The sequence below is a fragment of the Edaphobacter aggregans DSM 19364 genome, assembly GCF_000745965.1.
Classification (GTDB): Bacteria; Acidobacteriota; Terriglobia; order Terriglobales; family Acidobacteriaceae; genus Edaphobacter; species Edaphobacter aggregans.
Genome location: NZ_JQKI01000065.1, coordinates 1 through 21,304, shown reverse-complemented (window position 1 = coordinate 21,304; position 21,304 = coordinate 1). Strand labels below are relative to the sequence as shown.

Sequence of the window (21,304 nt, the reverse complement as noted above, 5' to 3'; positions counted from 1 at the left end):
TGCAGCGCGGACCCCACTCTGTATACAAGCCCCAGTCTATTGAAAGTGCTGCCCTCAATAGGAGAGTGGTGATTTGTCGAATGATTTAGTATCATCGAGGATCGCAAGTGCGAACTTCCTATCCTCAGGAAACCTGTTCATCGATTTCACCTGTAGTAACTTCTCTTTCTATCCAGTGTCGCCCCAGCAATGGGACGAGCGCTGTCCTAAGCAGAATGCCACAATCGCTCCTGAACGTCGCCCGCGCAGCATACTTACTGTCGAGTCGCGACTTCTGTGGAAGAACTTGTTGAAGATAGAACGATGCTAGTTGGTCTGCCGGTACCTGCGCCAACAGTCGTTCTTCGTCACAGAACGCAAGACTGGCCAATCCAGTTACACCTGGAGTTAGTTCAAGAACCCTGCGGTCTTCTGGGCTAGCTTTCGACCAAAATTCTTCCAGATCAGGTCGTGGGCCAACCAAGGTCATCTCCCCTTTCAGCACATTGACCAATTGCGGCAATTCATCAAGTTTATGTTTTCGCAGCCAGCGTCCTATCTTGGTTATACGGGAATCGCCATCGCAAGTTACCCCGGGCCCCCTCTGGGCGGCGACTTTCATCGTGCGGAACTTTAACAACCCAAATTCCTGCCCGTGGCGACCTAACCGCTTTTGCACAAAAATGATTGGTTTGCCGGAACTGATTAGGATCGCCAAGGAGATTAGGACGATCGCCGGCAGCAACAAGAACAGGCTAAGAGCAGCGACAATGATATCTACCAATCGTCTTCCAAGGGATATGCACCAGGCTGAACCAACAGTCGAGCGTACCGGATTGAAAGGATTCGCGACCACAACACCTCCGATCTCAATCTGCACAGACAGGTAGACGTCGACAGTTTTTTTGAACAAATTGCTCGACCGCAGTTGTCACGCGCTGCACATTCGTCTCGTTCATATCGGGATATATCGGCAGAGAGATACAGCGCGAGAACGCGTCCTCCGCATGAGGGAAGTCGCCACAACGGTACCCATACCTGTCCCGATAATACGGATGCAGGTGGAGGGGAATAAAGTGAACACTGGTTCCAATGCCGGCTTGCTTTAGTTGCTGAACTAAATCATTGCGTCCTGCTGCAAGCATTCCCGGGCGAAGGCGCAGTATGAACAGATGCCAGGAATGCACGGTATTCCGGTCTCCAGTAGGCGGCATTTCCAACTCCTCTATGCCGGACAATTTTCGCAAATAGAGTTCGGCAATCTCGCGGCGTCGAAGGTGGAACGCCGTAGCCTTTTTCAACTGCGCCAATCCCACTGCCGCCAACAAGTCAGGCATGTTCGACTTGAATCCGGCATCCGCAATTTCGTAATACCATGAGCCCGTATTAGAATATCGTTTCCACGCATCGCCACTTATGCCGTGCAATCGCATCATGGATGCTCGCCTGGCATGTGCCTCATCGTTGGTCGTTAGCATCCCGCCCTCGGCAGTCGTAATTGTCTTAGTCGCGTAGAAGCTGAACGCAGTGAGTTCTGAAATAGACCCGACGCGTCGCCCTGCATAGCTGGCTGGAAGTGCATGTGCTGCATCCTCGATCAGGTGAATGGAATGATGCTTCGCAAGCTGACGAAGCGCTTCTAAGTTGCACGGTTCACCTGCGATGTGTACAGCGATGATGGCACGTGTCCGCGGTGTAATTCTTCTAGCGGCGTCGACCGGATCAATATTGAATCCACCCGGCAGACTATCGCACAGTACCGGCCGTCCTCCTCTATAGGTCACGACTCCAGCGGTCGCCGCAAAGGTATAACTGGGCACCAGAACCTCATCACCTGCAGTTATACCTATCGCATCCAGTGCTAAATGAAGAGCAGCTGTACATGAATTTACTGCGACTGCATACTTACACTCGACAAATGACGCAAACTCTCGCTCAAACCGTTGGGTCACCGGACCTGTTGTTAACCAGCGCGATTCAAGCACTTCACGTACAGCCAGTATCTCATCTTGGCCAATTGATGGACGATGAAATGGAATCCAGTTATCTTCCATAAGAACACTCCACCTCGCAATGCTATGATGATTAGCGATACAACATGTTGTCTGACTTAGGCCGCGCACACTGATGGATGAGTTGCCCCTCGGCAATAGTTGGCGTCGATATCATAATCACGCCCACACGCAGCGCAGGTTATTCTTCCTACACCAGCCAAACGAACTCCGCATACGCACACCCACCCGGATAACGTTGCTGGAACCCCCATCACTAGTCCATAGTCCGGTACATCGTGAGTGACGACCGCGCCGGCGGCTACGAAACTATACTGGCCCAGCGTTACGCCACAGAGAATAGTTGCATTGGCGCCGATTGAAGCACCTTGCTTCACAAGCGTTCGCCTGTACTCATGTTTACGTTCGACATGGCTACGGGGATTGATCACATTCGTGAAGACCATGGATGGTCCGCAGAAAACGTCATCCTCAAGTTCAACACCGGTATACACGGAGACATTATTCTGGATCTTTACCCTGTCTCCGATCTTGACATCTGGGCTGATGACTACGTTCTGCCCGAGATTACAGTCACGTCCGATCCGAGACCCGGCCATCAAATGGCTGAAATGCCATATCTTGCTGCCGGAACCGATCTCGCAACCACTATCAATGACTGCGGTCGGATCAGCGCAATACTTCGTTGGCGTTTCATTTATCTTGACCATTATGGCCTTCGCGTGGAGGGACCGCTCACAAGCATCTAATACTTGAAGCACCCGAACACCCTCTCTGGCATTTGTTCGCGGGGTCGTGCGGGTGATCATACTTTCAATGAAGTGCTCACATTCCTGCCTGAGAGGTTCCACTGCTGGAAGAAGCACGATCCGACCTTCATCCTTACGAGCCGCTGGTAGGCGATTCACCCAATCGATACGATGCGGATAAATGACAAGCTTGCGCTCACTTTCTACATCGTCGAAGACGGCTGTCTTCTGCTCGCCAACAATGACCATCCTCTGCTCCTTGAACGGGTGGAGCCAACTCACAAAAATGTGTGCTTTAACGCCACTCTGAAATTCACACGCTGCCAGCGTGGTGTCATGAATCTTAGGATTTATATATGAACCGCCAGTCGCAGTTACGCTGACGGGCATCTCGTCTAGAAGATACAGGATGGCAGAAATATCATGTGGAGCAAAACTCCACAAGATATTCTCCTCTGTTCGAAGTTTTCCCCAGTTGAGGCGCGACGAGTAGATATACTGAATTCGGCCTAGCTCCCCTGATCCAAGGAGCTCCTTGAGCTTAAGAATTGCGGGATGATAGTGGAGGATGTGTCCAACCATTAGAATGCGGTGCTTCTTTTCTGCGATATCAGCAAGTTCCTTCCCCTCGTCTACGAGAAGCGCGAGTGGCTTCTCCACATACACGTCTTTGCCTGCGAGCAAAAAGTCCTTAACTAGTTGGTAATGTTGTACAGCGGGAGCTGCAATTGCAACGCCTTGAATTTCGGGGTTACTCAGGAGCACCTCGGGTGAGGTGCAGGTATCCACGCCGCACTGGGCATGCGCATCTTGCAGAGCCTCTGCACGTTGGTCACATACGCACGCTAGCACGCCAAGAGCATGAAAATTGCGAACCAGGTTTTTTCCCCAGTACCCATTTCCGATCACGGCAATCTTTGGAAGCATTGTTTCTCCTTCTAGCTAACACCGTCTCTAATAATTTTTAGAGCTCACGTTGATAGAACTGTGAGATCGTCCTAACGACGTTACGTTGCTGGTCTACTGCCAACTCTGGATAGATTGGCAGCGAAAGTACTTCTCGGCAGGCGACTTCTGCGTTTGGAAAGTCTCCAGCGCGATAACCGAGATACGCAAACGCCGGCTCTACATGGAGAGGGCTAGGATAGTACACCTCAGTGGGGATCCCATGATCGCGCAGATATATCTGCAGTTCATCTCGCCTGCGGACGCGGATTGAATACTGGTTATACACGTGAAAGCTCGTTGACTGCGCATGTGGCAATGCTAGCCGTTGCATAAGGCCGTATTCCGCGAAGAACTCGTGATATCGCTCGGCATTTCGTCGGCGTAGCTGAGTCCACGTATCTAGATAGCGAAGCTTGACACGTAAGATCGCCGCCTGCATCGCGTCGAGTCGGCTGTTGATTCCTAGTAAGTCGTAGTGGTATTTCTTCGCGGTGCCGTGGACCCTAAGCATGCGCAGGCGTCGCGCCAAGTGTTCATCGTTTGTTGCAATCATGCCACCGTCGCCAGCTCCTCCAAGGTTCTTTGAAGGAAAGAAGCTAAAGCACGCGATGGTTCCTAGACTTCCAATGCTTCGCTGCCGCCACCGAGCGCCTATTGCCTGAGCAGCATCTTCAATTACCGCCAGATTGTGTTTGCGGCCGATCTCCAGAAGCGCGTCCATATTTGCCGGCAGACCGAACAGGTGTACAGGCATGATAGCGCGGCTGCGCGGCGTAATTACCGCCTCGAGCTGTCGCTCGTCGATATTGAACGTATCCGGGTGAATGTCTACGAACACAGGTCGAGCTTTTAATCGTGCAATAGAGCCCGCCGTAGCACCAAAGGTGAATGGAGTGGTAATAATCTCATCATTTGGCTCAATGCCGAGGGCCATTTGACTCAGTAGAAGAGCGTCGGAGCCAGAGCCGCATCCAATCGCAAATGCCGCACCCACATATTCGGCTATTTCCCGCTCGAGCGCCTCGACCTCTGGACCAAGAATAAAGTGCTGCGATTCTAGAACTCCTGTTACTGCAGCGATGAGTTCATTGCGAATCTCCTGGAATTGTGCTCGGAGATCCAAAAACGGAAGGGTCGCGGTCGACGCCTCTGAAGAGGTCTGCAACTCGCGTTGAACCGACATAGCTGTACTTGGCATGCTCATAAACTATACCTAAGACTTCTCACACTACACGCCCAGCATAAATTGCGTTCATCTGTCTGGATTTTCTCTCGTCGCTAGACGTCGACCGGATCGATACACTCAGGAACAGTCTAACTACTGTATGCGCTGTAGCCATAACGCTCGTCTACAGCATTCAGAACAATGCTTAGGATCGGGGCCGAGTTCATAGTTTCGAGTAATTCCATACTCCGCGTTATCGCCCCTTTTGGAGTCTGGCCAGCGCGCCCCACCAAAATTACACCATCTACAAGAGTCGAGACGGCGAGTCCGTCAGCATAGAGCAATATTGGAGGGGTATCGATGACTACGAAGTCGAAGTGCTCGCGCACGCGCATCATGAATGATCTGATCGGACTACCTGTTAGCAGATAGTTAATATGTTCCGTCGGCGTAGTAGACGGAATGATCGTTAGATCTTTAACGTCACCAGATGGATACATAACTTGCTCTAGGGTCGCCGATCCCTGCAAGTAATGCTCAAGCCCAACTGTGGGGAGCAGATTGAAACTCCCACCGATAGCCGGCATTCTAAGATCGGCGTCAACCAAACACGTTCGGCCATGCTTTGCTAACGCAATCGCCAAATTATTAGCAAGGGTGGTTTTGCCCTCGCCGGGCAAGGAAGATGTGATGAGGATCACCCTTGGTGGATCCTCGGTCGGAGACTCGAACAGCAGCGTCCGAAGTGCATGTACCGCCTCCGACTCCGGCGACTGGGGGCGTCGCAGAAGGAAACAGTTAGGTCCAACAATGCTCTCCCCGTTTGGGCAGTCCAATTCTAGTAATGTTCGATTTCTTCCCCGGATTTCTATTCTGTGCTCTGCTTGAATCGCTGGCACAATTGCTATAGGCGGGAGACCGGTCCACTCGCGAATTTCATCGGCAGTATGAATGCGGTCTTGAATCCGGTCTTTTATGAAAGCCAATGCCACCCCTCCAATCAACCCGATGACTATTCCTGCCATGATATTCAGCGTCCTCTTAGGACGTGTCGGACGATCTAGGACACGGGCTTGGCTCACTATGTGAACATTGCTCGACTTTGATGCAGCAGCTAGTCCAGCCTCTTTGATCTTGGCGTAGAGTGTGTCGTATAGCGCGCGGTCAGCTTGCGCTTCTCGCTTGAGGACGTTGTACTGCGACAGAATGGCAAGGTCCGTTGTTGCGCCCTTCACCTGTCCATTCAGCAATGCCGCCCGCGCCTTTGCAGCACGATAGTTGGTCCACAGTTCCGAAACGATTGCTGAACTCTGTGCCTTTAGCTGGCTCTCTAGTTCGCTCACTTGATTCTGTAGTTTGCGAACCTCAACATGATTGGGTCCATAGATTACGCGCGATTGAGCCAACTGCGCCTCGGCTTCAGCACGTTTCTGAGTGAGCGCCTGCACCACTAGATTGTTACGAACTTGCGGCAGCGATTCGGGATTGCTAGTCGGCTCCAGGAAAGACTGAAACTGAATTCGATCGGATTCCGCCTCCACCAGTTTTCTATTGAGATCGCCCATCTTTTCGGCATAAACTGTGTTTGAATTCGGATCCACGTCGGCGATACCCGTCTTCGCGCCAAAGTCGGCAAGCGCACCCGCGGAGGATTCCATCTTCGCTCGGATGTCATCGAGTTGGCCCGAAAGCGATACCGAAGATTCCGCAATCACTCGCCTCCGTGCCTCGATGTTCTCCTGTACCATCAGCCTCATCAGCGTGTTCACAACGTCCGCTGAAAGACGCGGATCGTGAGCGGCAAAGGTTACACCGACCAGACGGCTTGAGGGATCGCGACGAACTGAGATCCGCGATTTAAATCTGCGAAGCGTTGCCATTTCTCGCTGCGTTAGCTGATCAAAGCCACTGATAGAAGGCCCGTTACGTTTCTCACTGGATATCTCTGGATTCGAATCCAAATGAAGCGCTCGGATTGTCGCCAGTGCCAGGTCATCTGTTTGAAGTTTCTGCGCCTCAGTTGCGATATATTCCGAATCGATTAGCCCTACCCCGGTGGCATCAAGCGAGAAAACCTCTGCGCCAGGGGGATCGATCTGCAGTCTGCCCTCTGATTCGTAAACCGGCGTCATGGAAAAGGTTGCTACCGTGACCGCCACAATGACCGTAATCGCGAACAGCGCTGACCAACGCCACTGCTTTGAGAGAACATTGAATGCACGGAACCAGTCGCTCGGAGGACGCCTGCGATAGGGACGCGACTTTCTATGTCGCACCTTGCGCAACCTTCTAGGCAAGGCTTCGCCTAGCTCAACCGCAGGGTAATACTGGGATAACTTCATAATAATCTGCTGTTTAGAAAGTTATTTCAACGAATGCCTCTACAAATTGCGGTTCCACGGGCCCGGGCGCGCAGATGTTTCCGAAGATCGAGGGTAATCCGCGTACGGCTTGCAGTTCAGCAAAGGAATTCATATCTCAAGGTTCCTCTCGGAACAGGAAACCCACAGTAGCCATTTGGCGATAGGGCGTCAGTGTGGTAGTTCACATAGTTTAAAAATCCCATTTAATTCCCCTTCCTTCTAAAAATATGAAATTACTTATAACCGTTACCGCGCATTACTCAAGTAACTTTCCGTTTAAATCCGGCTGATTTAATACTTTGCCTCTAGCCACGCCGCTCGTTTTTGGAATAAAGTGATGGCGGTTCGGCTCAACTCAACCTTAGTTGATGCGGAGGCTACGGTAAGTCGACCTGCAATCATCGAACGAGTTCGTGCGAAGGTTCCTACCTACGTCAACGAGCGGGGTCCCTATTAGCTCGAACTAACCCTCTAATATGTGAGGTACTCCCGGACGATTACCCTCAGCAATAACAGAGTAATCGCCTCGGATCGGAGGCTATCGATGCTCAGAGCTGCAGAACGACAGGATTTTTTGGAAAACCATCTTTTACGCTCTCTCTCTACTGAAGAGCGTGTGCGTCTCTGCCCTAGCATGCAACATATCTCCCTGCCACTCGGTCACGTGCTATATGAGGCTGGTGGCTTCCTCGACTATGTTTACTTTCCAACCACTTGTGTCGTGTCATGTCTCTACACGATGCACGATGGTTCCACGGCCGAGATGGCCCTTGCCGGAAATGATGGGGTAATCGGCATCGCCTTATTCTTAGGAGGCGGCACAGCTCCGCATCGCGCCGTGGTCCCGATCGGCGGGTATGCGATCAGAATACCCGCTAGATCGCTTCAGGCAGAGTTTGCGCGTGGCGGGTCGCTGCAACATACCTTGCTGCGTTATACCCAGGCACTCATTACCCAGATTTCACAAACAGCTGTCTGTAACCGTCTCCACTCCCTAGAAAAGCGCCTCTGCCGATGGCTTCTTCTGTGCCATGATCGGGTTAAAGGCGATGAAATCAGCATGACGCAGGAGTACATCGCCAACATGTTGGGCGGGAGGCGGGAAAGTGTAACCGTAGCGGCTGGACACCTTCAAGATATCGGGCTGATCCATTACTCCCGCGGTCGTATCACAATCCTCGATCGGAAGGGTCTGGAGCGGATGGTCTGCGAATGCTATCGAACCGTCGAAGACGAACACGAGCGACTAATGGTCGCCAACGATGGAAGCGTAGTTAGCAGGTAGAGGTGTGGTGCTGAAGAAGACGATGGACTAGGTTTCTAAGTTGGTCGAAGTTATCAGGCCGAGTCACATAAATATTTCTCTTGACCTCCATCTCGGCACCTTCGGGAATACTAGGAACACAGAAGATGACAATCGCAACATCTTCACCGAATGCGGCTTGTTGGCGTATTCGGTGGGCGGTTGCGAGACGTTGTTCGAGCTCACTGCCTACACTCATCAGCATCAGATCAGGAGCCTCGGAACGAGCTCTCGCAATCGCGTCTTCTTCATTCCTTGCCACAGTTATGCAGCAGCCATTTTTGCCCAGCATCTTCTCTGTCAGGTGGAGCGTCTCCTCGATGTCGTCGAGTACTAGGATGACTTGGCGGTGCTCGCTTTCTATGTTCATTTCTTCGTCCCTGATAGACGGAACCGCCACCTAAACGAACTCGCCGCAGCGACAGGTGTTGTTCTTGATAGATTCCATATCAGTATTCACCCGCACGCGTCTGTGCAACGCATCACATAACATCCACGGGAACTTCGCTTCCGTGTCATCCGCATTCGCAATCCGCAATCCTCGGCACTGGAGCAACCTGGTCTTGCTCTATCTGGGTGAGCACGGGTTTTGCTCAGGTATGTGCGTTACCGCACTGACGCATGGTGGTGAAATGTCTAGTTTGGTCTCCACTTTGCTGCGAGTCTCTTTGGAGTTAAGTGAAGGTGTTAGTCCGGAAAGAAAGGGCTTTTCGCCGGCAGCGAATCGGCAACTCGTTATCGCCGATATGTTTAGCTAGCTTCATTATGGCTTATTCAGACACTGGTGGTCGAAAGAGTCGGAGCTTTGACACATCTAGAGTCAATACGCGCTTCAGATCTACGACCGCATTGGTATGCGGTCTATACTTTACCGCGACACGAAAAGTCTATCGCAGATCGCCTTATTCAGCAGGACTTGGAAACATATCTGCCTCTTTACTCTTCATTGCGACAATGGAATCGCCGCCAGGCAAAGGTAGAGCTTCCTTTATTTCCGGGCTATGTTTTTGTCAAACTCGTAGTTACGGAGAGAGTCCGAGTTCTCACACATCCCGGAGTGGTTCGACTGGTTGGCTTCAACGGAAACGCCGTTGCTATCCCCGATTGTGAAATTGAAAGACTACGGTCATTGCTGGCGGTCTGGAAAGCAGAGCCATATCCATTCTTGACTGTTGGGAAGCAGATAAGAATTAAATCTGGACCTTTTGCGAGCCTCGAAGGAAGAATTATCAGGCGTAAGGGCAAAATGCGCCTAATTGTCTCACTTGAATTTATTCAGCGGGCGGTCCTACTGGAAATGGATGCAGCTGAAGCACAATTAGCCAGCTGACACGTTGCCGCCCCCACAGATTCATGGCCACCGTTGGCCTAACGCAAATATTGTCAACTGTTGCGGGTCACAACTCCCAGGGCTCATCGTTTTTTGGATCTCTTTCGCCGCTTGAACGTGCTGACCTTAATTTCACACTCATACCTTTGATAGGTGGGAAATATCATGCATACAACTATTACGGACCAATTATCTTCTGCAACTTTGTTGAATGAAAGAATGCTAGCTAAGCTTAATTCGAGGACCGCTAATATCGGTGTTATCGGCTTGGGATACGTCGGACTTCCTCTGGCACTCTTGTTCGCCGAAGAAGGTTTCCCGGTAACGGGCTTCGATATCGATCGTAACAAAATCGATACGCTCGCCTCCTTGCATTCTTACATCTGTCGCATCCCTGAAACGGAGATCGCGCTTGCCAACGCCCGCGGATTTCGTGCCATCTCTGATTTCATGGGGATCTCCAAGATGGATGCGATCGTGATCTGCGTTCCCACTCCCCTGACGGAGTATCGTGAGCCTGATCTCAGCTACGTCACGGATACCGTGAAATCGATCGCTCCGCACTTGAGAGCTGGTCAATTGGTTGTACTCGAAAGCACGACTTATCCAGGAACGACAGAAGAAGTAGTTGTACCGCTACTGGAGAAAGGAAATTTGGCGAATCTACGCGTGTCGCGCAACGCTTCTGAAGATAGCAACATTTTCTTTGTTGCATTTTCTCCCGAGCGCGAAGATCCAGGAAACAACACCGTTGCCCGCAGTGAAATCCCAAAGATCGTAGGTGGTGTCGACCATCATGCGAGTGAGATCGCAACTGCACTCTACGGAGCTATCTTTCGTCGAACAGTACCAGTCTCAAGCACAACAGTTGCTGAGATGTCGAAGTTGCTCGAAAATATTTATCGTTGCGTCAATATAGCGCTGGTCAACGAATTGAAGCTGCTTTGCCTGCGAATGGGCATCGACATCTGGGAGGTAATAGCTGCTGCCGCGACCAAACCATTCGGGTTCCAACCGTTCTATCCTGGGCCCGGCCTGGGCGGACACTGTATTCCAATCGATCCTTTCTATCTTGCATGGAAGGCGAAAGAATTTGATTTTGCCACGCGCTTTATCGAGCTCGCCGGCGAGATTAATATGGCTATGCCCTACCACATAGTTGAGTTTATCGCGGAAGCACTCAATGTTCGAAGTAAGGCCTTGAATGGCTCTAAGGTTATGGTGCTGGGAGTCTCCTACAAAAAGGACATCGACGACCTCCGGGAATCTCCCGCAATTACGATCATCGAAGCCTTGCAGAGGAGTGGGGCCGCAGTAGTCTATAACGATCCCTATTTTCCAAAGATCGGAAAAGGGCGGAAATACGATCTCCAGATGCAATGCATGCCGCTGGATCAGATTGGCCAATATGACTGTGTGGTTATCCTGACCGACCATTCTAGTTATGACTATCAAATGATAGTCGATGAGGCGCAACTCGTGATCGACACTCGCAACGCCACATCTGGGATCGTGTCAACAAAAGTCGTGCGCTGCTAGCCGTTTCAGCTAGATCTCCCACGACGGTACGCGTATTGTTCATTGTTTGAGGCCTCAGGCGACGAATGAACACGGTTTCAACACTTCCGATTGCACAAGCCGGCGCGAGAGGTCGCCCTCTTGTCTCAGCGATCATGGCCGTCCGCAATGAAAAGCGTCACATTGAGACCGCAATAGAGTCGCTGCTGAAACAGGAAACGCCGGGGTGGGAGATAGAGATTATCGTCGTGGATGGTAATTCTTCAGACGGAACAGGGGAGATCGTCGAACGGATTGCCAGCCATGACTCTCGCGTGACGCTTGCCATTAACGAGCATAGAAACACGCCCTATGCATTTAATCTAGGTATTCAAAGAGCCCGTGGAGAATATATCTGCATCCTAGGCGCCCACACTAAGTACGCACACAACTATATCGCTACATGCCTTGAGGAGTTAAAGCTTCACGGAGCGGCCGGCTGCAGCGGCCGGCTGATTATCCGGCCTGGAGGGGATGGGCTTCAGGCACGCCTCGTTGCCTGGACGCTGGCTCACCCGTTTGGCACTTCCGCCCGATCGATGCGGACGCGAGGGGCAGGCTTCGCAGATACCATTCCCTATCCGATATTTCTGAAGCGTACTCTCCTCGAAGTAGGCGGCTACAACACACAATTGCATCGCAATCAAGACAACGATCTCAGCCAGAGACTTCGCGCGCGCGGTTATACACTCTACCTTACCGACAAGACCACATGTGAATATTTTGTGAGTTCCAATTTGGCGTCTCTTGCGAGATACGCATTCAACAATGGTTTTTGGAACATCATTAGTTTCAAGCTGAATCCTGCATCCATGTCGTTGCGGCACTTTGTGCCAGGCGCGTTTGTCGTGGTCCTGTTTCTTGGCGTTTTGATGTTACTCTACTCAACCATGGCGCACACCCAATTATGGCTGCGGGTGCCCATCCTTCTGCTTGGTCTGACATATGGAGTGGCAAGTGTTGGAGTATCATCTTGCGTCGCGTTGCAAAAGCGATCCATAGAAGCTCTACTTATGCCGATCACTTTCCTTCTTCTCCATGTCTTCTATGGAACGGGTACCCTAACGGCGGTTATGAGAAATGCGCGTTCTCCATCTTCGCAATAAGCAGTGCCCTGCAAGACAGCAGGCCGAAGGGCCCGGTTCGCAGATACGAAGGACCACATATGTATATAACTCGATCAATTGCACTTGCTACTAGCATCCTACTCGCGTTTGCTCCAAGCATTCCCGGCCAGGAAACCCCCGTTCGTCCTAACCCTGCTCCACCAGCACAAATTCCCGTTGAATCACATGCAACTTCGCCCGACGTCATCCTGGAAAGCGGAGACTTACTTACGGTGAGTGTGGCCGGCGCCCCGGAGTATCGCTACGAGGTGCGCGTCAGCTCGGAGGGTAGTATTTCCTTGCCAATGTTGGGCAACGTTAAGGTTGCGGGGCTCTCCACCCTACTGGCTGAACGTACCGTTGCGCAACGTCTACAAGAAAAAGGCTTCTTCAATGATCCTCAGGTTTCAATTTTCGTAAAAGAGTATGCGACTGCAGGCATCTCAGTCCTTGGCGAAGTGCTTAAGCCCGGCATCTATCCCCTCCCAGGGAATCGAACCCTCCTCGACGCGATCTCCGCAGGCGGTGGCCTCACACCAAAAGCCGGAAAGAGCGTGACGATTACTCATCGCGATGGGAAGGATAATCCCGAAACCGTGCCACTATCGCGGGACAATGGGCAAACAATGACGAATATGGCAGTGCAGCCGGGCGACACGATTGTGGTTTCGAAAGCCGGAATGGTGTACGTCGTCGGAGATGTAAAGGAGCCAACCGGGATCATCATGGATAATCCACATCTGACTGTTCTACAGGCCGTTGCGATGGCGCATGGAACAAATCCTACTGCAAAGCTGAAATCGGCCAGATTGATCCACAAAGCCAATAGTTCCCCACAAGACACCCCTATTCCTCTCGATAAAATCCTTGCGGCAAAATCCCCCGATCTTGAGCTTCAGCCAGACGACGTTGTCTTCGTTCCTAACAGCGTCGCAAAGGCGGTAACACGCCGCACTCTTGAGGCGGCCTTGCAAGCCGCAACCGGAATCGCTATCTGGGGCAGGTATTAGTCTCGTCTTTCCGGGAACCAAGCTCAACGTTGCTCTTTCACTAGAGCAAGAAGGCCGGTACTGTCCGGTCTTTTTCTTTGGAACTGGCCGTTCGCCGTAACCCCCTTGTCATTAGCTTGGATTGACTAAGCTTTTTCAACAAAATATAGGACATGATCATAGATTCACATGGCTTACGACGGACAAATAGCGATTATCGGCGGCGGAATTGTCGGACTGGCAACCGGGCTTGAAATCGCCAGCCGGTTTCCGGAGGTACGGGTAGTAGTAATTGAAAAGGAGCCATTCGTCGCAGCCCACCAGACGAGCCACAATAGCGGCGTGATTCATTCTGGAATTTATTACAAACCGGGCAGTTTGAAGGCTAGACTTTGCGTTGAGGGAGCCGATGCGCTCTTGCGATTCTGCCAGAAACATGGAGTGCCTTTCGACATCTGCGGCAAGGTGATCGTTGCAACTTCAGATAGCGAGCTACCGCGCCTCGAAGAGCTTTTCCGGCGCGGCAATGGAAATGGCTTGAAAGGACTCCAGATGCTCACGGCGGAGCAGATTCGCGAATTTGAACCACATGTTAGCGGTATTCGCGGCATTCGCGTACCTGGAACAAGTATTGTAGATTACAGAAAAGTGGCTGAAAAGTATGCGGAGTTGATTGCTTGCAACGGTGGAACGATTCTGCTCTCGCACGAAGTGACCGGTTTGCGGCGCTTCGGCAGCAACACAATCATCGAAACAACCGGCGGCCCCGTCGAAGCGCGGCTAGTCATCAACTGTGCTGGTCTCCACAGTGACCGGATCAGCCGAATGAGCAAGGCTAGACTCGACCTCATGATCGTGCCTTTTCGCGGTGAGTATTACGACTTCGTCGCATCGAAGCAGCACTACGTGAATGGCCTTGTCTATCCAGTTCCCGATCCGCAATTCCCCTTTCTCGGGGTTCACTTTACAAAGCGTGTCGGAGGAGGTATCGAGGCTGGCCCCAACGCGGTGCTTGCCCTAAAGCGCGAGGGCTACTCGAAGAAGTCGTTCCAGGCCAGAGACATCTTCGAACTAGCGATGTTCCATGGCTTCTGGAGAATGGCCGCAAAACATTGGAGGATGTCTATCGGTGAATATCATCGCTCTTGGAGCAAAGCCGCTTTCGTTCGAGCGCTTCAACGTCTGATCCCTGAACTAACCTCCGACGACCTAAAGCCAGGCGGCGCTGGAGTCAGGGCACAAGCGCTGAGTCTCAATGGCGATCTCATTGATGACTTTCACTTTGTTTATACCCGCGGCATATTGCATGTTTGCAACGTGCCCTCTCCCGCGGCGACCGCATCGCTTGCGATTGCCCGACATATCGTCGATATGGTGGCGCAAGATCTTCATAAAAAGTGATGTGCCGGGCCAGTCCTACCAAACTGCGCTCACTGTAGCCGTCCGCAGTTGGATCGCGCCCCGTAACACCTTCCTATCGGCCTTTATGCAGCATTGTTTGCACTGTCCCGGCTGTGACGTCATACGTGGCGCCAGAAACCATTCGTGCGGCATCAGACGCAAGAAATACAACCAAAGGTGCCAGATCCGCCGGGTCGATCCACGGCACTCCGAGCGGTGATTTCGCCTGCAGTGCCTTCTTCGCGGCTTCTTCATCCTTCGGCACGTCACCGGTTGGAACTCTGCCCGCAACTTCGAGTACCTGCGCATACCGCTCTTCATGCCTCGTCAAAGGAGTATCAATCAGTCCTGGGCTGAGAGCATTCACCGTAATCTTGTACTTCCCCAAATCTAGCGCAGCCGACTTCATCAACCCGATGATTCCCCACTTCGAGGCTGAGTACGCTGAACCATACATCGTTCCGTGCTGCCCCTGGGTGGAGGTCGTGAGGATAATGCGACCAGCACCTCGCCACACCATCGCGGGCGCGAAAGCCCGGATCGCATTTGCCGTCCCTGTGAGGTTCACATCGATCTGAATGTACCAGTCAGGGTCTTCCATCTCGAGCAAAGGCCTGAACGCTTGAATCCCGGCATTCGCAAAAAGAAGGTCGATTCCCCCGAAGTTGTGCTCGACCTTTGCCGCTGTTGATCGAAGCGCAGGCCGATTGCGTTGATCGACAACGAAACCCTCCCACTTGCCGCCCACGGCCTTAACCAGACGCCCCGTCTCGTCGAGTTCTGCCCTCGTTGCCGGCGTCACTCCCGACCTGGGATCTACGGTCGCACAAATGTCTATGCCGGGGACCCTTGCTCCCCTCTGTGCCAATCCAATTGCCACAGCCCTTCCAATGCCTCGCGCAGCGGCAGTAACGACTGCAACCTTGCCTTGGAGAATATTGGTCCACGCATTGCCTTGCTGCCCAGAGCTTCCGCGCTCTCCGAAAGCGCCGCAGTCGCAAGTGCCGCAGATCCTGCTCCCAGGAAGCTTCTCCTCGAAACTCCTCGGCTCGACGCGGTTTCATGCATGTTGTCAATCATCTTCTATGGTCCTCATCCTCTGGTATTTTGATCAGCAACGACCGAGATTCTCATCTCGCAAGAACCTGAATCACAAGCTCCCGATCACGGCGCAACTTGCAGACATCGCAATGCCAGTCTCGCAATTGCGCGGCGATTTGCTCTTTCAGATTCGACGGAAAATTGAACATTCTTCTGACTGGATGGGGATGCTGCAATTCATATTTCTCGATTCGCCTGATGATTTTGAATTCATCCGATGATCTCGCTGGCACCGCCGTCATGGCCGCGATTGCTCGGACAGCTTGAGCTATAGTCGAAACATGACGCAAGCAGGCTATCCCTGATCGTCATTGAGTAGTCCACAGCGTCATCAACAAGTGGCGAGGGCCCGTAGAAGACTATGAGATCCGTGTTTGAGACGTTCATCGAGAAGGTGCATGGCTTTACCTCCCTCTCTACCACAGACGCGCTTGCTGTCGAGGAGCCGCTGGAGATTCAGCTCGGTTATGGGCCGCGCGGGGATCGAAACGTGAAATCAATCGCGGTGACCATGCGGACCCCGGGTTACGACTTCGAACTCGCTGTCGGCTTTCTCGTGACGGAAGGTGTGATCCATGACGCGGCCGATATCGAACAACTCGGCTACGCGCAGGAGCGAACGTGGGAGAGGCCGCAGGAACCTGAGGACCGCGGAGCAGCTCTTCCATATCAGCCGAGGAGGAATATCGTCCGGGTTGAATTGGCGCCAGATGTCGCATTGAGTCTCGCGCACATCAATCGCAACTTCTACACGACCTCCAGTTGCGGCATCTGCGGAAAAGCGTCCCTGCTTGCACTGCAAAGCGTGTGCCCGCCGCGCATCTCCAATCAATTCTCCATCAGCGCTGAAGTCCTCTACTCCTTGCCCTCCCGCCTGCGTGAGGCACAAGCGATCTTCAATAGCACAGGCGGCCTCCACGGAGTCGGGCTCTTCAATGCTCAAGGCGAGCTGATCGCCATGCACGAAGATGTCGGCCGCCACAACGCCGTAGACAAGCTCATAGGCGCTGAATTTCTGCAGGATCACGTTCCTCTTCGCGACACGATACTCCTGCTGTCCGGACGAGCCAGCTTCGAGCTCCTGCAGAAGGCACTCATGGGCGGTATATCGATGGTCGCCGCGGTCGGTGCACCATCCAGCCTTGCAGTGCAAGTCGCGAGGCAATTTGACATCGCCCTCGTGGGATTCTTGAGGGACGATCACTTCAATATCTATCACGGGTTGGAGCACGTCTCGGGTTGCACCTCATCCCGCAAGGAAAAGCTCATATGAAACTACGAATCAAGGGCGATTCATTACGCCTCAGGGTCTCGCGCTCCGAACTGGCACGGCTTCTTGGCGGAGAGCGTGTCGAAGACACAGTTCACTTCGCGCCTATACCGGATGCACGTCTCACCTACGCCCTGGAGTCTGCGTCACAAGCGGACCCAGTGCGGATCCAATACGAACCGCAGAACGTAACTGTCTTTCTTTCCGAAGAACAGGCTGAATTCTGGGCCAAGGATAGCGAGGTTGGGATCTATACCTCCATCAACATTGGTCCGGCTCGCTCTCTCGAAATCATCGTCGAGAAGGACTTTGCCTGTCTCGACCGCAGCGAAGAGGAGAACGCTGATACCTTCGTAAATCCCCTTGTAGGAGCTACTTGCTGACCGCCGGATGCATTTCAGTGATCGTTTCGCAGTAGTGATCTGCCATCGCATCACAGAGCTGCCGGCATCTAGGTCGGCATGCGTCTGAACATTCCTGGACGGAGGTACAGTACAGATTCGGTGATAAAGGTGAAGAGCTGGAAACCTATGACGATGTATTTATATCAGGATGAACGCGGCCGCCGCACCGCCTCCAAGTCGTGGGAGGCGATGATTCGCCTGCATGATCGCGTGTTCTCGGATGACAATAGGAGCGTGCTGAAACGGCTGGTTGTAAAATTCAGCATTGCCGGCTTTGCTGTTCATCTCCTTCTGGTCTTCTTTGCTCGTACTTTCCAGCACCAGCCTCATTTGCTGGCTGCAGTGGGGACGAATTATCTATCGGCGATCACAACGCCGTTCAACTTCATTCTGTTTTATGAAGTGTTGACGCTGATCGCGGCGCTCCCCGCTTCCACGACACGCTCGATTGCGAACCAGTTTGAAATCGTGTCTCTGGTGTTCATTCGGGATGCCTTCAGGGACATTGCAGACGCCGATGGGCCCAACTGGCTTCTGCATGCGCATCAGGAAATACCGCTCATGTTCGATATGTGGGGAGGGCTTTTGATGTTCCTGTTGGTCACAGTCTTTCAGCATGTGGCGTCCCGACAGGTCCGGTTGCCACGAACTCCAGAAATCACTCAGGGGAGGAAAAAGTTCATTGCGCAAAAAAAGGTGGTGGCGCTGTGTCTTACGCTCCTTCTCCTGGCGCTAGCGGCCTATCATCTCACACGCTTCATAATCGCCAGCTGGAGCGCAGCACACACGGGTGATTACAGAAACCTCAGACTGTCCGGAGTGTTCTATCACGATCTTTTCACGGTAATGATCGTTACGGATGTACTGATTCTTATTCTGTCTCTCGTCGTATCAGCACGTTACGAGATGGTCTTTCGCAATGCAGCGTTTGTCGTCTCCATCATTCTTATTCGCTTCTCTCTATCGGAGAGTCGTCCGTATGGAGCGGCGATAGCTCTGCTTTCCATGATCTTCGGAATCCTGACATTGCTCGTCTTCAACTACCACTCTCGCCTCCGCGCGTCAGAGTCGCTGCAGAATGCAAAATGCACTGATGCGATTACCTTTGATCTCCAGCAGCCGGTTTTTCAGAGCGGTACTTCCCCGGCGTCATCCCGACCAGGCGCCGAAATAACCGTCGTGAACTGGCTCTGACTTGAGAAGCCACACGCCAGTCCGGCATCCACTAGCGACAGCTCCGGGTTAACCAGCAGACGTTGAGCCCGCTCGACGCGACGGTGATTCACATACTGATGCGGCGTGAACCCCGTTGATTCGCGAAAGAGCCCAGCAAAATGCTGAGGACTCAATCCAACGACCTCCGCCATCGCGTGAATGGAGAGATCACCTTCAAGATGCTCTTCAATATGTTCGCGGATGCGCCGCTCCCTTGTCGGACCGAGGCCGCCGTGGAAGTACGCCGCGTCATCGGGGCGAATTGCGTAAGAGCGCAGAAGGTGAACACACAACACCCCAATGACTGACTTAGCGAAGACATCGTGCAAGGTACCGGTCTCGTATTCAACATAGAGGCTGCGGGCTAACTCCTCGATAAGCAGATCCCGCACAAGAAAACGCGGTTGCAGCTCATAGCAATCCTGATGAAATACCTGCTGGGAATAGCCGCAAAGCATCTCCGTGCTCAGGTAAATATGAATCAGGGCGGCACGCCTCTGCCATAGCACCTGATGCGGCTCACCTGCGGGAATTACGGAAACTGCGTTTCCAATGAGCTCCTTGCGCTGCTTGTGTTTTCCTCCGGCCCGCCACTCCGCGTGCATATGAGCTGGCTCCAGCCCCACAGTGACTTGCACACAATCGTGTACGTGCTCACTCCATGTGCTTCGAGGCTGCTTCGCCGCGTAGATACTGAAATCGTCTCCATCGAACCAGCAGTGGTCAGGCGGGAGCGGATCGTCAAGCCCAACCAGAATCTCGCGTTGTCCAGCATCTTGTTTCATTACCGTACGAACCTCTGCGTTCATTTTACGATCTCTGACCCACCCCCGGAAGATTCCTCAAAGTTGAGAAGAAGCGCAAATACGGCTCGGCGATGTTGGGCGCACACTTCAAGAGTGGGGTGAAGCGAGACTTACTCGACTTACTCCAACATGACAAGGAGACTTATGAGCACAGCAGTTGCAACCCGGCCAATCTCAGTCGCGAAACTTACCGAAGACGCCAAGCTCTTCGAATACAGCAAGGCGGCCGATCCTGTCTCCTCTGGAGCCACACCGCGAGTACCAGTTAAGGTATTCTCGGCGGACCTCTACGCCTCCGGCGCCACACGCGTTGTTCCGCTGGACCTCAGCGCCGATCTTCACTCGCCTGTCGCAGCTACCGGCCCGAGTGTGCTGGCGAACTTTGTTCGCATCAAGGCGAATGAATCACTCACGACCTCACCCAATGCCACGAGCGAGTTCTACTACGTAATCAAGGGTGCTGGACAGACAGAAACCGAAAATGGCTCCATCTCCTGGTTCGCAGGCGACATCTTTTCTCTCCCTGGAGTTGCCGCTGTTCACCGTGTACCCAGGATGCGGCCTTCTACATGGTGAATGACTCCCCTCTCCTCGCCTATCTCGGTGTGCAGAAGGCGGAGAGCCGCTTCTCGCCTACTCTCTATGCTGCTCCAACTATCCTAGGCGAATTGGAGAAGGCAAAGAACGACCCCAATTCCGCCAAGCGAAGCAGAATCAGTGTCCTCCTGGGCAACCGCAACTTCGATCAGACCATGACCATTACGCACACACTCTGGTCCATGTTCGGAATCGTTCCTCCGGGAACCCGTCAGCTGCCTCACCGCCACCAGTCTGTCGCCCTGGACTTCGTCGTCGATGCAAAGCCTGGCGTCTACACCCTGCTCGGAACGAAACTCAATGAGGATGGCTCCATCAAAAATCCCATGCGAGTCCCCTGGGAGAAGGGCGCGGCATTCGTTACGCCTCCGGGTTATTGGCACGAGCATGTCAATGCATCGGGTGCTGACGCCTATGTCATGCCCATTCAGGATGCCGGTCTCCACACCTACCTGCGCACCCTGGACATTCAGTTCTATCTCGAAGACTAACTGCCTTACCTACTGTTGCGGCGGACCCAAAGGGTCCCGCCGCAACGAAACCCCAGGGAATAGATCAGCGAATGAATGAACGAACAAGATGCAGCGTAGATGACCTGCCATGCCCGGGAACGACACAACCTTACCAACGCCGGCGACAATCTCCCCGGCGGCGTAATCTTCAACTGCCTCTCCCACGATGTTGTGGCGCATGAGACGACGCACGCGCTGCTAGAGCAGTTCCAAGGTAGTTATACCCAGGGAGTAGTGTCATAGGGCAGAGTGGTAGTGGCGAGTTTTCTGCGACACGAGACGATGGGGCGAGCATTTTCCGACGATTTGCGCTGCCGGATTCTAGAGGCGTATGCGCGGGGTGGGGTGTCGCTGCGACTGCTGGCCGAGCGCTACGCGGTGAGCTTCGAGTATGTGCGGAAGATTCGCAAACAGCAACTACGGAGCGGGCGGCTGGAGCGAGTGCGTCAACGGCGGCATGGACCCGAGCGGCGGGTGACTGCGGAAGTTGCAGGTCG

Annotated in this window: 22 protein-coding genes; 14 read left to right on the top strand and 8 right to left on the bottom strand. The window is 53.0% G+C overall.

The features are described from left to right. Positions 1 to 124: 124 nt before the first annotated feature. The 5 genes from Q363_RS20820 to Q363_RS20800 all read right to left on the bottom strand — a co-directional run bounded on the left by Q363_RS20820 (position 125) and on the right by Q363_RS20800 (position 7,195). Positions 125 to 763 (bottom strand): sugar transferase, encoded by a 639-nt coding sequence (locus Q363_RS20820; protein WP_051979087.1) that lies wholly within the window; start codon positions 761 to 763, stop codon positions 125 to 127. An 85-nt stretch (positions 764 to 848) separates the two neighbouring features. Next, on the bottom strand, positions 849 to 2,033 hold the full coding sequence (locus Q363_RS20815) for a DegT/DnrJ/EryC1/StrS family aminotransferase (protein WP_035354353.1): 1,185 nt from the start codon (positions 2,031 to 2,033) through the stop codon (positions 849 to 851). Positions 2,034 to 2,089: 56 nt separating this feature from the next. Continuing rightward, on the bottom strand, positions 2,090 to 3,667 hold the full coding sequence (locus tag Q363_RS45580; protein ID WP_035354352.1) for a Gfo/Idh/MocA family oxidoreductase: 1,578 nt from the start codon (positions 3,665 to 3,667) through the stop codon (positions 2,090 to 2,092). Between the two features lie 37 nt (positions 3,668 to 3,704). Beyond that, positions 3,705 to 4,892, bottom strand: coding sequence for a DegT/DnrJ/EryC1/StrS family aminotransferase (locus Q363_RS20805; RefSeq protein ID WP_245632363.1), 1,188 nt, complete (start codon positions 4,890 to 4,892; stop codon positions 3,705 to 3,707). A gap of 110 nt (positions 4,893 to 5,002) precedes the next feature. Next, complete coding sequence (locus tag Q363_RS20800; RefSeq protein ID WP_035354351.1) at positions 5,003 to 7,195, bottom strand: GumC family protein; 2,193 nt, start codon at positions 7,193 to 7,195, stop codon at positions 5,003 to 5,005. A gap of 565 nt (positions 7,196 to 7,760) precedes the next feature. Between Q363_RS20800 and Q363_RS20795 the strand changes: the two genes are divergently transcribed. After that, on the top strand, positions 7,761 to 8,501 hold the full coding sequence (locus Q363_RS20795; RefSeq protein WP_035354349.1) for a Crp/Fnr family transcriptional regulator: 741 nt from the start codon (positions 7,761 to 7,763) through the stop codon (positions 8,499 to 8,501). Here the strand turns inward: Q363_RS20795 and Q363_RS20790 are convergent. Next, positions 8,491 to 8,889 (bottom strand): response regulator, encoded by a 399-nt coding sequence (locus Q363_RS20790; RefSeq protein ID WP_157467261.1) that lies wholly within the window; start codon positions 8,887 to 8,889, stop codon positions 8,491 to 8,493. The genes Q363_RS20795 and Q363_RS20790 overlap by 11 nt on opposite strands. Before the next feature lie 414 nt (positions 8,890 to 9,303). Between Q363_RS20790 and nusG the strand changes: the two genes are divergently transcribed. From nusG to lhgO, 5 genes are all read left to right on the top strand, one after another. After that, entirely contained in the window at positions 9,304 to 9,849 is a 546-nt protein-coding gene (gene nusG / locus Q363_RS38700; protein ID WP_245632362.1) for a transcription termination/antitermination protein NusG, read from the top strand. A 165-nt stretch (positions 9,850 to 10,014) separates the two neighbouring features. Beyond that, a complete protein-coding gene (locus Q363_RS20785) occupies positions 10,015 to 11,388 on the top strand; it encodes a nucleotide sugar dehydrogenase (protein ID WP_035354345.1) in 1,374 nt (457 codons plus the stop codon). A gap of 65 nt (positions 11,389 to 11,453) precedes the next feature. Continuing rightward, positions 11,454 to 12,512, top strand: a complete 1,059-nt coding sequence (locus Q363_RS20780) for a glycosyltransferase family 2 protein (protein WP_035354344.1) — start codon at positions 11,454 to 11,456, stop codon at positions 12,510 to 12,512. A gap of 59 nt (positions 12,513 to 12,571) precedes the next feature. Then, complete coding sequence (locus Q363_RS38695) at positions 12,572 to 13,522, top strand: polysaccharide biosynthesis/export family protein (protein ID WP_169747069.1); 951 nt, start codon at positions 12,572 to 12,574, stop codon at positions 13,520 to 13,522. A gap of 168 nt (positions 13,523 to 13,690) precedes the next feature. After that, complete coding sequence (gene lhgO / locus Q363_RS20770) at positions 13,691 to 14,902, top strand: L-2-hydroxyglutarate oxidase (RefSeq protein WP_035354340.1); 1,212 nt, start codon at positions 13,691 to 13,693, stop codon at positions 14,900 to 14,902. 73 nt (positions 14,903 to 14,975) lie between these two features. Here lhgO and Q363_RS20765 read toward each other — a convergent pair whose 3' ends face one another. Continuing rightward, complete coding sequence (locus Q363_RS20765) at positions 14,976 to 15,782, bottom strand: SDR family NAD(P)-dependent oxidoreductase (RefSeq protein ID WP_211256270.1); 807 nt, start codon at positions 15,780 to 15,782, stop codon at positions 14,976 to 14,978. Positions 15,783 to 15,840: 58 nt separating this feature from the next. On the opposite strand from Q363_RS20765, the gene Q363_RS42160 reads away from it, so the two are divergent. The 4 genes from Q363_RS42160 to Q363_RS20745 all read left to right on the top strand — a co-directional run bounded on the left by Q363_RS42160 (position 15,841) and on the right by Q363_RS20745 (position 18,871). After that, positions 15,841 to 16,224 carry a hypothetical protein gene (locus tag Q363_RS42160; protein WP_211256269.1) on the top strand — a complete coding sequence of 128 codons (384 nt, stop codon included), beginning with the start codon at positions 15,841 to 15,843 and terminating at the stop codon, positions 16,222 to 16,224. A gap of 140 nt (positions 16,225 to 16,364) precedes the next feature. Further along, positions 16,365 to 17,276 (top strand): formate dehydrogenase accessory sulfurtransferase FdhD, encoded by a 912-nt coding sequence (gene fdhD / locus Q363_RS20755; RefSeq protein WP_051979085.1) that lies wholly within the window; start codon positions 16,365 to 16,367, stop codon positions 17,274 to 17,276. After that, positions 17,273 to 17,656, top strand: a complete 384-nt coding sequence (locus Q363_RS20750; RefSeq protein WP_035354333.1) for a DUF7009 family protein — start codon at positions 17,273 to 17,275, stop codon at positions 17,654 to 17,656. Before fdhD ends, Q363_RS20750 begins: the two co-directional genes overlap by 4 nt. Before the next feature lie 129 nt (positions 17,657 to 17,785). Then, a complete protein-coding gene (locus Q363_RS20745) occupies positions 17,786 to 18,871 on the top strand; it encodes a hypothetical protein (protein ID WP_157467257.1) in 1,086 nt (361 codons plus the stop codon). Here Q363_RS20745 and Q363_RS20740 read toward each other — a convergent pair. Next, positions 18,805 to 19,497, bottom strand: a complete 693-nt coding sequence (locus tag Q363_RS20740; protein WP_169747067.1) for a helix-turn-helix domain-containing protein — start codon at positions 19,495 to 19,497, stop codon at positions 18,805 to 18,807. The genes Q363_RS20745 and Q363_RS20740 overlap by 67 nt on opposite strands. Before the next feature lie 345 nt (positions 19,498 to 19,842). On the opposite strand from Q363_RS20740, the gene Q363_RS42970 reads away from it, so the two are divergent. The 4 genes from Q363_RS42970 to Q363_RS40840 form a co-directional block, all read left to right on the top strand. Continuing rightward, a complete protein-coding gene (locus tag Q363_RS42970) occupies positions 19,843 to 20,274 on the top strand; it encodes a hypothetical protein (RefSeq protein ID WP_211256268.1) in 432 nt (143 codons plus the stop codon). Beyond that, positions 20,268 to 20,786, top strand: coding sequence for a cupin domain-containing protein (locus Q363_RS42965; RefSeq protein WP_211256267.1), 519 nt, complete (start codon positions 20,268 to 20,270; stop codon positions 20,784 to 20,786). Before Q363_RS42970 ends, Q363_RS42965 begins: the two co-directional genes overlap by 7 nt. A 99-nt stretch (positions 20,787 to 20,885) precedes the next feature. Continuing rightward, on the top strand, positions 20,886 to 21,050 hold the full coding sequence (locus tag Q363_RS40845; RefSeq protein WP_157467255.1) for a hypothetical protein: 165 nt from the start codon (positions 20,886 to 20,888) through the stop codon (positions 21,048 to 21,050). 12 nt (positions 21,051 to 21,062) lie between these two features. After that, the coding region (locus tag Q363_RS40840) for a hypothetical protein (RefSeq protein WP_157467253.1) at positions 21,063 to 21,304 on the top strand (242 nt) is incomplete at its 3' end.

What these genes read in the sequence shown, in the direction of transcription:
- Q363_RS20790 (WP_157467261.1), bottom strand. Translation starts at nt 8,889, where the DNA reads ATGAACATAGAAAGCGAGCACCGCCAAGTCATCCTAGTACTCGACGAC.
- Q363_RS38695 (WP_169747069.1), top strand. Translation starts at nt 12,572, where the DNA reads ATGTATATAACTCGATCAATTGCACTTGCTACTAGCATCCTACTCGCG.
- Q363_RS20795 (WP_035354349.1), top strand. Translation starts at nt 7,761, where the DNA reads ATGCTCAGAGCTGCAGAACGACAGGATTTTTTGGAAAACCATCTTTTA.
- Q363_RS45580 (WP_035354352.1), bottom strand. Translation starts at nt 3,667, where the DNA reads ATGCTTCCAAAGATTGCCGTGATCGGAAATGGGTACTGGGGAAAAAAC.
- lhgO (WP_035354340.1), top strand. Translation starts at nt 13,691, where the DNA reads ATGGCTTACGACGGACAAATAGCGATTATCGGCGGCGGAATTGTCGGA.
- Q363_RS20780 (WP_035354344.1), top strand. Translation starts at nt 11,454, where the DNA reads ATGAACACGGTTTCAACACTTCCGATTGCACAAGCCGGCGCGAGAGGT.
- Q363_RS20750 (WP_035354333.1), top strand. Translation starts at nt 17,273, where the DNA reads ATGAAACTACGAATCAAGGGCGATTCATTACGCCTCAGGGTCTCGCGC.
- Q363_RS42970 (WP_211256268.1), top strand. Translation starts at nt 19,843, where the DNA reads ATGAGCACAGCAGTTGCAACCCGGCCAATCTCAGTCGCGAAACTTACC.
- Q363_RS20785 (WP_035354345.1), top strand. Translation starts at nt 10,015, where the DNA reads ATGCATACAACTATTACGGACCAATTATCTTCTGCAACTTTGTTGAAT.
- fdhD (WP_051979085.1), top strand. Translation starts at nt 16,365, where the DNA reads ATGAGATCCGTGTTTGAGACGTTCATCGAGAAGGTGCATGGCTTTACC.
- Q363_RS40845 (WP_157467255.1), top strand. Translation starts at nt 20,886, where the DNA reads ATGACCTGCCATGCCCGGGAACGACACAACCTTACCAACGCCGGCGAC.
- Q363_RS20800 (WP_035354351.1), bottom strand. Translation starts at nt 7,195, where the DNA reads ATGAAGTTATCCCAGTATTACCCTGCGGTTGAGCTAGGCGAAGCCTTG.
- Q363_RS20815 (WP_035354353.1), bottom strand. Translation starts at nt 2,033, where the DNA reads ATGGAAGATAACTGGATTCCATTTCATCGTCCATCAATTGGCCAAGAT.
- Q363_RS20805 (WP_245632363.1), bottom strand. Translation starts at nt 4,892, where the DNA reads ATGAGCATGCCAAGTACAGCTATGTCGGTTCAACGCGAGTTGCAGACC.
- Q363_RS42965 (WP_211256267.1), top strand. Translation starts at nt 20,268, where the DNA reads ATGGTGAATGACTCCCCTCTCCTCGCCTATCTCGGTGTGCAGAAGGCG.
- Q363_RS20740 (WP_169747067.1), bottom strand. Translation starts at nt 19,497, where the DNA reads ATGCACGCGGAGTGGCGGGCCGGAGGAAAACACAAGCAGCGCAAGGAG.